Genomic DNA, 10,121 nt, shown 5'->3' with positions numbered 1-10,121 from the left:
GGGGGGGGGGCGCCCCCCCCCGCCGGTCTCGCCGGCGCGGCCGCCTCGAAGGGCGGAATCACCCTCGACGACGACGAGTGGCGGGCGGTCGGCGACCCGATGGAGGCGGCGATCGCCGCGTTCGCGGCCCGTCTCGCCGGTCCCGGCGCACAGCCGGGGCCGGTCACCCGCCGGTTCGTGTTCGATCCCCGGCGCCGCCGCGAATCGGTGATCGTGGGCGGGCGGCTGCTTCTCAAGGGCGCCCCGGACGCGGTGCTTCCGCGCTGCGCCGAGCCGGGCGAGCTCGTCGACCGGGCGGAGGAGGCGCTCGCGGACATGGCGTCGCGGGGCCTGCGGGTGCTCGCCGTCGCCCGCCGGACCCTGAGCGATTCCGGCGCGCTCACCGACCCCGAACTCGCCGAACGCGACCTCGAGCTCCTCGGCCTGCTGGGCATGGAGGATCCGCCGCGGATCGCCGTCCCGGCCGCGCTGCGGGCCGCGCGCGGCGCCGGCATCAAGGTCGCGATGCTCACCGGTGACCACCCGGAGACGGCCCGCGCCATCGCCCGCGAGATCGGCCTGCTCGGCGCAGAGGGCAAGGTGGTGCAGGGCAAGGATCTGCCGGACGACGATCAGCTGCTCGGTGCCCTCCTCGATCGCGACGGCGTCGTGATCAGCCGGGTCTCTCCGGAGCAGAAGCTGCGCGTCGCGAAGGCCCTGCAGGACCGCGGTCACGTCGTCGCGATGACCGGCGACGGTGTCAACGACGGACCGGCCCTGCGGCAGGCCGACATCGGGGTGGCGATGGGCGAGGGCGGCACCGACGTCGCGCGCGAGGCCGCGGACCTGGTGCTGCTCGACGACGACTTCGCAACCATCCTCACCGCGGTCGAGCAGGGCCGGGCCACCTACGCCAACATCCGCCGCTTCCTCAGTTATCACCTGACCTCCAACGTCGCGGAACTGACGCCGTTCGCGCTGTGGGGACTGTCGGGCGGGCAGTTTCCGCTCGCCCTGGGGGTGCTGCAGATCCTGTGCATCGACATCGGCACCGATCTGCTGCCGGCGCTGGCCCTCGGCGGTGAACCGCCGAGCCGGGACACGCTGAAGCGGCCACCGGAGCGTCGGCACCTCGTCGACCGGACCCTGCTGGTCCGGGTGTTCGGGGTTCTCGGACCGGTCGAGGCGATCGTCGAGATGAGTGCGTTCCTCGTCGCGCTGCTCGTCGCGGGTTGGCGTCCCGGAGGTGAATTTCCCACCGGTCCGGCGCTTCTCGCGGCCTCGGGCGCCGCGTTCGCCGCGGTCGTCCTGGGGCAGGTGGGCACCGCGTTCGCCTGCCGCAGCGCGTCCCGGCCGCCGTGGCAGCTCGGGTGGGGCTCGAACCGGTTGCTGCTGTGGGCTGTTCTCGTCGAGCTCGTCGCCCTCGTCGTCTTCCTGGGAGTCGTCCCGGTCGCCGACGTGCTGGGCCATGCGGTTCCGCCGCTCGAGGCGCTGGGTGTCGCGCTGCTGGGCATCCCCGCGGTCCTCGTGGTCGACTCCGTGTACAAGCGGGCTCGCCGTCGCCGACGGTGAGCCCGCGGGGCGTTCGGGGTGCGGGCATCCCGCCGCACGCGCACGATGGGACCGATGGGGAGGAGTCGCATGGATGTCGTCACGGTCACGGATCTGCACAAGCACTACGGAGACGTGCGGGCCGTCGACGGGGTGTCGTTCGCGGTGCGGGCCGGTGAGGTCTTCGCGCTGCTGGGACCGAACGGCGCGGGCAAGACCACCCTCGTCGAGATTCTCGAGGGACACCGGCGGCGCACGTCCGGAGAGGTCGACGTGCTCGGGTTCGACCCGGAGGCCGGGGGACGGGACTTTCGCGAACGTATCGGAATCGTGTTGCAGGAAGCCGGTTTCGAGGAGCACTTCACCGTCCGGGAACTCGTCCGTCACTACCGGTCCCTGTATCCGCGCCGGCTGGACGTGGACGATGTCGTGGATCTCGTGGGCCTGTCGGACAAGCGCGACGCGAAAGTCGAGACCCTGTCCGGCGGTCAGCGGCGTCGCCTCGACCTGGCGCTCGGCCTCGTCGGCGATCCCGAACTGCTGTTCCTCGACGAACCCACCACCGGGTTCGATCCCGCCGCCCGGCGCCGCGCCTGGGATCTCGTCGAGGCCCTGCGCGGTCTGGGCAAGACCGTCCTGCTCACGACCCACTACATGGACGAGGCCGAGCATCTCGCGGACCGGGTGGGCATCGTCGTCGCCGGACGGATGATCGCCGTGGGTACGCCCGGCGAGATCGGCGGCGAACAGGGCAGTGCCGCCGTGGTGAGCTTCCGACTGCCGCCCGGCGCGGCACCGTCGGAGCTGCCCGACCTGGGCGGACCGCTGGCCACCGACGGCGCGGAGTGGCAGCTCCGCACGTCCACCCCGACCGCGGCGCTGCGTCGGCTCACCGGCTGGGCCCAGGACCGCGGACTCGAACTGCCCGCCCTGACCGTCGCCCGCCCGTCGCTCGAGGACGTCTACCTCGAGCTGGTGGCCCGGCACGACCTGCGGCGCGAGATCGCCCGCTCGGCGGAGGTGTCGTCGTGAGCTTCCCCGGGACCGCCGCACGGACCGGGCGCCCGGCCGCGGCCGGCCTGCTCGCCGAGCAGCTGCGCCACACCGTCGTGGACCTGTGGCGTGTGCGGGTCGTCTTCGTCTTCACCTTCCTGTTCCCCCTCACCTGGCTGGTCGTCATCGGGTTCCTTGCCGGTAACGCCACCGTGGACGAGGACAGCGGCGTGCGCGTGATGCAGTTCGTCACGCCCACCGCTGTGGTGATGGGCGTGCTCTACGCCGCCTGGCCGACCGTGGCGACGGCACTGGCCACCGCGCGGGAGCAGGGGGTGCTGAAGCGGGTGCGCGGAACCCCCCTGCCCGCCTGGATCTACCTCGCCGGCCGCGTCGGGGGCGCCGTGGTGTTCGCGTTGTGCTCGGTGCTGACGATGCTGATCGTCGGGGCGCTCGCCTACGACGTGCAGATCCTGTGGCGCACCGCACCGGCCACCGTCGTGACGATCGCCGTGGGGATCGCCTGTTTCGCGGCGCTCGGGCTGGCCGTGGCCGCGCTGTCCCCGTCCGCCGCCGTCGCGGAGGCCGTGTCGATCGCCGGCGCCGTGGCGCTCGGGTTCCTCTCGGGGCTCTTCATCGTCGGCGACCTGCCGGGGTGGGCGGATTCGATCGCGGCCGTCTTCCCGCTGAAGCCGTTCAACGAGGCGCTGCAGGGGCAGTTCGATCCGTTCGCCTCCGGCGGCGGCTGGGATCCCGGTGCGCTGGCTGTGATGGCGGCGTGGACGCTCGCCGCATCCCTCGTCGCGGTGCGCGCCTTCGGCTGGGACCCCGCGCGGGGCGGCACCGGGCGCGCGCCCGCCCCGGCTGTTGCGTCGCGACGGGACCGGGCCGTCGATGCCGACGCGCCCGGACGGCCCTCCACGGCCCGGCTGGTCCTCGGCCAGGTCGGCTGGGCCACGCGAGCGGCCGCGCGCGACCCGGGATGGGTCTTCTTCGCCGTCGCCCTGCCGGTCGGCCTGTACGCCTTCATCATGGCCGTGCTGCCGGACGGTGCCGCCGCCGACGGGGTGCCGCCGGAACTGTCCTCGGCGGCGGGCATGGCGGCGTGGGGCGCAGCGGTCACCGCCTTCGTCAACATGCCCGAGGCGGTGGTGCGGGCCCGGGACCGTGGGGTGTTGAAGCGGCTGCGCGGCACCCCGCTCGGGCCGGTCGGTTTCATGGCCGGGCACACCGTGTCGACGCTGTGGATTGCCCTGGTCACCGCAGTTCTGGTCGTGGCCGTCGGTGTCGTCTTCTTCGGCCTCGTCCTCACGTGGCCCGGCGTGTTCCTCGCCGCCGCTGTGGTGGTGCTCGGCACCGCGACGTTGGCTGCGTGCGGTTTCGCTCTCGCTGCGGTGCTGCCGAGCAGCAAGGCGGTCTCCGCGGTCGGCCTCGCGATCCTCCTCCCGCTCGCGTTCTTCTCCGACATCTTCTTCCTCGGCGACACCCCCGGTTGGATGCAGACGGTGGGATCGGCCTTTCCGTTGAAGCATTTCTCGAATTCACTTGCCGCAGCCCTGGATCCGTCCGGTCCCCGGATCCTGTGGGGCGCCATCGCGGTGATGGCTGCCTGGCTCGTCGCCGCCGCGCTCGTCGCGACGCGCACCTTCCGCTGGGGTCCGCGGGCGGAGCACGGGGCGCCGTCCGCCGCCCCACTGGGATTGCGCCGCCGCGGCTCCGGGTATGCCCGGAACAGCGCTCGCCGATGATCGGAAGGGACCGGCCATGACCACCCCCTGCCTGACCACACCCTGCCTGACCACACCGGACCCGGACACGGGGCCGGGCTCGCCCGAGCCGGCCCCGCCCGTCCCACCGACGCCCACGCCGCCGTCACCGTTCCCGCCGGAGCCGAATCCGGTGCCGACCCCACCGGAGCCGCAGCCGCCGTTCCCGCCGGAACCGGATCCCGAGCCCTCGCCCCCGCATCCGCAGCGGCCCTTCCCCCAGATCCCCGACAACGCGATGTGACGACCTCGCCGACGGCGAGAGTGAGGAGAGCAGGTATGTCCAGCATGTTCGGCCGCACGTTGCTCGGAACGACCGCGGCGACCGCCGCGACGGCGGTGGCGGGATCGATCGCCTCGCGGGACGTGGACACGCGGTGGTACCGGCGGTTGCGCAAACCGTCGTTCCAGCCGCCGGGTGCGGTCTTTCCCGTCGTGTGGACGGCGCTGTACGCCGACATCGCGGTGAGTTCCGCGGTGGCGATCGACGAACTCGAATCGGAGGCGCGGGTCGACGAGGCCACCTACTATCGGGCCGCCCTCGCGGTGAATCTGGTGCTCAACGCGTCCTGGTCGTGGGTGTTCTTCAAGGCGCACCGGCTCGTGCCGGCGACGGTGGTCGCCGGAGCGCTCGCGGTGAGCAGTGCCGACCTGGCGCGCCGCGCCGCCGTCGCGAAGCCGGCGGCAGGGGCCGCGCTCGGTCCGTACGCGGTGTGGTGCGCGTTCGCCACGGTTCTCAGCGGCCGGATCGCGCGGCTCAACCGGTCCTGAGCGGGCGCGGAGGTCAGTAGAGCGGGTCGTGGCGGAGGCGGTCCGCGGGCACGCCGGCGGCCTGCAGCCGGAACTCGGTCGCCTGGATCATGGCGGGCGGGCCGGCGATCTGCACGTCGTGCCCCGACCAGTCCCCGGAGCCGAGCACCCACGTCTCGCCGACGCGGGCATGGCCGACGATGTACGGGCTCACCCACCCGCCGGAGACGCGACGGACGTGGAATTCCACGGAACCGGCCGCGTTGCGAATCGCCGTGTGGGCCGGACGGATTACCGGGAAACGGATCTCGGGACGTACGTCCCTGCCGGTCGGGTGCTTCGGTCCTGTGGACGGCGGCTGCGGACGAAACGCCGGCGCCGCCCGTGGAACCGGCACCACCTGCAGCCGGCACGCGGTTCGATGCGAAAGTCCCTGGGGAGAAACGGAAGAGGCATCGGCCGCCGTGCCGTAGGTCACCGCCGACGGAGGGGCCGGCGGCGGCTCGAAGGTCCCTCGACAATCGGGACCTTCGAGCCGGTGACCCCGGACGGGTGGCGTCGCTGCGCGACTACCGCTGGGCTGCAATGCGGTTGCGCATCGCCTCGAGCCCCCCGACGACGACGATCGCGATCACCACGTGCATCAGCGAGAGTGTGATCGTGCTCGGGGTGTCGAAGTCGGCGACGATCGTCGACGCGATCGTGCCGAGCGCGGCCACCGCGCCCACGACCTCGGCGACGCGGACGATGCCGAACCAGCGCAGGCTGAGCAGCGCCGCGAGACCCATGCCCACGGTGAGCGGGACGACGGTCATGACGAGAACGCCACCCGGGGCGGCGCTTTCGACGGTGTCACCGTTGGTGACCTCGAACGTGCCGCCGGCGGCGAGGCCGACGAGCCACAGGGCGATGTTGGCGACGAGAGCCACGACGACCGGGACGAGCACCGCCATCGGACGATTGAGCGAGAACGCGGGCAGGGTCGGCGTGGCGGTGCGGTCGAGAGGCTTGACAACACTCATGATGTCCTCCGGAAGAGCCGATGAACTGACGTCGCCCATCGTTCAACCTCGAGTCGACTCGAGGTCAAGCCTTTCCGCACGAGCTACGCGGCCGCCACCGCGCACCAGTCCACGGTGACCGAGCGCGCACCGGAATGCGCGAGCATGGAACGCACCGGGCCGCCCAGGCACAGCTGCCGGTCGAGCTCGCGCCGCTCGGCGTCCGGGTCGCGGTCGTCGGAGGTGCCCACGAGAATCTCCGCCGGCTCGGTGCTGCGCGCACCTTCCATCAGAAGCCGCTCCTCGTCGACGATCCGAACGGGCACGTCGTCCGATCCGGCCACGTCGCCGATGAGCAGGGCCACGTAGTCGGCGTCGTCGTCGGCATCGTGATAGGCCAGCAGGCGGCCGCGGACGGTGTCCGAGGCGAGCCGCCGATCGAGAGTCAGCCCGGACTGCTGCGTTCCCGCCGCGACGGCACGCAGGCAGCGCGGCAACGTCACCCGTCGTGAGGTCCAGCTGAAGAAGGCCCCACACCCCGTGTCCATGACACTCGCTCCTCCTCGGTACGTCCGGGCGAGGTGGTCCCCGGTTCTGTGATCAGTGTGCGCCGGGGGTCTGACATGTTCCGGAAGTGCCCGAGCTGGTGCCGGAGCAGGTTCAGGGCGTGGTGCTGAGCGAGCCGGACGGAGGCGGCATCGGTGTTCAGGGCACGAGCCGTGTCGGTGATCGACAGGCCACACGCGATGCGCAGGTGCAGCACGGCGCGGTAGCGGTGCGGGAGGGCAGCGATCAGCGTCGAGGGTCGTGTCGCCGCCTTGTCCGTCGTCACCGCCTCGTCCGTCGTCACCGCGTGCGTCCTCCTCCGTCCGGTGCGGGACATCGTGTCGCGACCGGTGTCCCGGACGGAAGGGACCGGTGTCCCGATCGCGCGGGCGGCCGGCGTCTGCTGTGATGCACTCGCGACACGACGCACCCGGGAGGCTTCCGTGAGACTCACCACCGAGGACATCGAGCGGATGACCGCGACGCTGTTCCTGTCCGAGGACGCCCGGCCACGGTCGCGGCGCGCGACGTTCTGGACCCTGCTCGTGCTGGCCTCGGTCATCGCCTCGGCGGGCGTCGTCGCGGACTCCACCGCCACCGTCATCGGCGCCATGATCGTCGCTCCGTTGATGACGCCGATCGTCGGGACGGCCCTGGCGGTGGTGCTCAACGACCATCGCAATCTGGTCGCCTCCGCGTTGCTCGTCGCGGCGGGAGCGGCCGCGGTGGTGGCGACCGGATACGCGGTGGGCCTGCTCGACCCTCTGGATGTGCTCGCCGAGAACAACAGCCAGGTGGCAGGCCGGGTGGCACCGCGGCTGATCGATCTCGTCGCGGCCCTGGCCACGGGCGCGGTCGGGGCGTTCGCGCTGGTGCGGCGCGATGTGTCCGACGCCCTGCCCGGGGTGGCGATCGCCATCTCGCTGGTGCCGCCGCTCGCGGTGGTGGGCCTGACCCTCGAGTCCGACGCGCCGCGGCAGGCCGGTGGGGCGCTGTTGCTGTTCGCCACGAATGTCGCGGCGATCGTCGCCACCGGCACGCTGGTCTTCCTGTTCTCGGGTGTGCGCGGGGCGGCGCGGCGCGCCGGTCGCGAGGTCGGGGACCTGCGCGGCCTCAGCCTGCTCACGGTGGTGGCCGCGGTGGTGGTCGTCGCGGTGCCGCTGGGTCTGTCCAGCGCCCGGGTGATCCGGCAGGAGACGCTGAAGGCCGACGTCGCTCCGGTCGCCGAGCGGTGGGCCCAGGAGCAGGGCTGGGCGATCACCGACATCGGATTCCGGCAGTCCGTGCTCTGGATCGAGGCGCTCGGCCCGCCTCCGGAGGCGGATCCGGCGACGCTGCGTGACGCCCTGGACGAGGCGGGTCTGCGCGACGTCGACGTCGAGATCACGCTTGTGATCGGCGGAACGCGGCGCCTGCCCGGCGGGTAGCGGCCGTGGTCAGCACACGATCGGCCGGTCTGCGGACGGGTCCAGCGCGGCCAGCACGAGCTGCTCGGCGACGGGATCGTAGGGGATCGAGACGTGGTCGGCGGTGTTCGCCGGGCACACGTCCTGCAGCAGGATGTTCTGGGCGCCGGGTCCGGTGAGGAACGACGCTGTGTAGGGGATGATCACCTGGTCGTATCTGGTGGCGACGACCGTGTACGAAACCCCTTCGACGGTGTCGCTGCCGGCGTTGAGCGCGGCGAGCACGGCGTCCTGCGCGACGGACGGCGGTCCGAGCGACGGATAGTTCGCCGGCGCCAGCCCGATGATCCGGCTGGTCCTGTCCGCCCCGCCGAGGAACCGCACGTACCACCGGGGGACGGCGCCGCCCTTGGAGTGACCGACGATGGACACCCGCTCCGCACCGGTTTCGGCCAGGACGGTGTCGACGAACGTCGCCAGTTCGCCGGCGGCGTCCGGGATCGGCTCGCGCGCCTTGAACGGCTCGCCCGGCGCTGCCCCGTAGTCGAGCGCGAACACGCAGTACCCCTCGGTCTTCAGGGCCGGTGCCAATCCGGCCCAGTTGGCGTAGGAGTTCTCGAGGAAACCGTGGACGAGCACCACCGGCTCGGGGTGCTCCGGCACAGGCACGCAGTCGAAGTCGTTCGTCCCGGCCGGGACGACACCGGGATGCGCGAGCGAGTAGACGAGCGCGGCGCCGAAGGTGCTCTGGGGCGGGCCCGTCGGCGCGTCGGCGGAGGCCGGCGGACTCGCGACGACACTGCTGCCCAGCACCAGGAGACCGGCGACCGCGAGTGTGCGGATCATGACGCCGATCATGCACCGTCGAGGTGCAGGCGGGGGACGGAACGAACGGAGGGGGAATACCGGCGAGCCCCCACCGTTCGTATAGTTGAGTAATCAACGATTAGACGGAGGCACCCGTGCAGTTCGGCATCTTCACCATCGGCGACGTCACCCGCGACCCCACCACGGGCCGCGTCCCCACCGAGCACGAGCGGATCGTCGCCATGACGGAGATCGCGCTGAAGGCCGAGGAGGTCGGGCTCGACGTCTTTGCGAGCGGTGAGCACCACAACCCGCCCTTCGTCCCGTCGTCGCCGACCACCATGCTCGGCTGGATCGCGGCGAAGACCGAGAAACTGATCCTCTCCACGGCCACGACGCTGATCACGACGAACGACCCGGTCAAGATCGCCGAGGACTTCGCGATGCTGCAGCACCTGTCCGGCGGCCGCGTCGACCTCATGATGGGCCGGGGCAACACCGGCCCGGTCTACCCGTGGTTCGGCAAGGACATCCGCCAGGGCATCCCGCTCGCGATCGAGAACTACCACCTGCTGCGCCGGCTCTGGCGGGAGAAGGACCTCGAGTGGGAAGGCACGTTCCGCACCCCGCTGCGCGGCTACACCTCCACCCCGTGGCCCCTCGACGACACCCCGCCGTTCGTGTGGCACGGCTCGATCCGCTCGCCGGAGATCGCCGAGCAGGCCGCGTTCTACGGCGACGGCTTCTTCCACAACAACATCTTCTGGAACCGCGAACACATCCAGCAGATGATCGGCCTCTACCGCACCCGGTTCGAACAGTACGGCCACGGCGCCGCCGACCAGGCGATCGTCGGACTGGGCGGCCAGGTGTTCATGGCCGAGACCGAGGAGAAGGCCAAGCGCGTCTTCCGTCCGTACTTCGACAACGCCCCCGTCTACGGTCACGGACCGTCGCTCGAGGACTTCTCCGCCACCACCCCGCTCACCGTCGGCACCCCCGAGCAGGTGATCGAACGCACCCTCGGCTTCGCCGACTATGCGGGCGACTACCAGCGGCAGCTGTTCCTCATGGACCACGCCGGCCTGCCCCTCGACGTGGTGCTCGAGCAGATCGAGATCCTCGGCCGGGACGTCGTGCCCGTGCTGCGCGCCGAATTCGAACGTCGCCGCCCGGCGCACGTGCCGTCGGACCCGCCGACGCACGCCTCGCTCGTCGCCGAGGGCGCAGACTCCCCGCACCGGCTCGTGATACCCGCGAAGGTCGACCTGTCCGCCGCCGGGGAGGCCGGGACTCGGTGAGCCGAACCGGCGGGGTGACGC

10 protein-coding genes are annotated in these 10,121 nt (G+C 71.9%); 6 read left to right on the top strand and 4 right to left on the bottom strand.

Annotated features, from left to right (window positions below; all coding sequences use genetic code 11):
• The 4 genes from OEY_RS0112370 to OEY_RS0112355 form a co-directional block, all read left to right on the top strand.
• A partial coding sequence (locus OEY_RS0112370) for an HAD-IC family P-type ATPase (protein WP_010594184.1) occupies positions 1-1,551 on the top strand: 1,551 nt, incomplete at its 5' end.
• Between the two features lie 69 nt (positions 1,552-1,620).
• On the top strand, positions 1,621-2,562 hold the full coding sequence (locus OEY_RS0112365) for an ABC transporter ATP-binding protein (protein WP_010594183.1): 942 nt from the start codon (positions 1,621-1,623) through the stop codon (positions 2,560-2,562).
• Positions 2,559-4,271 (top strand): ABC transporter permease, encoded by a 1,713-nt coding sequence (locus OEY_RS0112360; protein WP_010594182.1) that lies wholly within the window; start codon positions 2,559-2,561, stop codon positions 4,269-4,271. The genes OEY_RS0112365 and OEY_RS0112360 overlap by 4 nt, the downstream gene beginning before the upstream one ends.
• A 297-nt stretch (positions 4,272-4,568) precedes the next feature.
• Positions 4,569-5,060 carry a TspO/MBR family protein gene (locus OEY_RS0112355; protein ID WP_010594181.1) on the top strand — a complete coding sequence of 164 codons (492 nt, stop codon included), beginning with the start codon at positions 4,569-4,571 and terminating at the stop codon, positions 5,058-5,060.
• A gap of 13 nt (positions 5,061-5,073) precedes the next feature.
• Here the strand turns inward: OEY_RS0112355 and OEY_RS29790 are convergent, their stop codons facing one another.
• The 3 genes from OEY_RS29790 to OEY_RS0112340 form a co-directional block, all read right to left on the bottom strand.
• Positions 5,074-5,289, bottom strand: coding sequence for a hypothetical protein (locus tag OEY_RS29790; RefSeq protein ID WP_010594180.1), 216 nt, complete (start codon positions 5,287-5,289; stop codon positions 5,074-5,076).
• Positions 5,290-5,608: 319 nt separating this feature from the next.
• Positions 5,609-6,061: a DUF6069 family protein gene (locus tag OEY_RS0112345; RefSeq protein WP_010594179.1), complete on the bottom strand. Its 453-nt coding sequence runs from the start codon at positions 6,059-6,061 to the stop codon at positions 5,609-5,611.
• An 83-nt stretch (positions 6,062-6,144) separates the two neighbouring features.
• A complete protein-coding gene (locus tag OEY_RS0112340; protein WP_235157578.1) occupies positions 6,145-6,588 on the bottom strand; it encodes a hypothetical protein in 444 nt (147 codons plus the stop codon).
• A 441-nt stretch (positions 6,589-7,029) separates the two neighbouring features.
• On the opposite strand from OEY_RS0112340, the gene OEY_RS0112330 reads away from it, so the two are divergent.
• Entirely contained in the window at positions 7,030-8,013 is a 984-nt protein-coding gene (locus OEY_RS0112330; RefSeq protein WP_029540012.1) for a DUF389 domain-containing protein, read from the top strand.
• A 9-nt stretch (positions 8,014-8,022) separates the two neighbouring features.
• On the opposite strand, the gene OEY_RS0112325 is transcribed toward OEY_RS0112330, so the two are convergent.
• Positions 8,023-8,850: an esterase/lipase family protein gene (locus tag OEY_RS0112325; RefSeq protein ID WP_010594176.1), complete on the bottom strand. Its 828-nt coding sequence runs from the start codon at positions 8,848-8,850 to the stop codon at positions 8,023-8,025.
• Between the two features lie 104 nt (positions 8,851-8,954).
• On the opposite strand from OEY_RS0112325, the gene OEY_RS0112320 reads away from it, so the two are divergent.
• Positions 8,955-10,100, top strand: coding sequence for an LLM class flavin-dependent oxidoreductase (locus OEY_RS0112320; RefSeq protein ID WP_010594175.1), 1,146 nt, complete (start codon positions 8,955-8,957; stop codon positions 10,098-10,100).
• Positions 10,101-10,121 lie beyond the last annotated feature (21 nt).

This window comes from Rhodococcus sp. P14, from assembly GCF_000256505.1.
Classification (GTDB): Bacteria; Actinomycetota; Actinomycetes; order Mycobacteriales; family Mycobacteriaceae; genus Rhodococcus; species Rhodococcus ruber.
The sequence above is the reverse complement of the archived record's forward strand: the minus strand, read 5'-3'. Positions and strand labels throughout refer to the sequence as shown.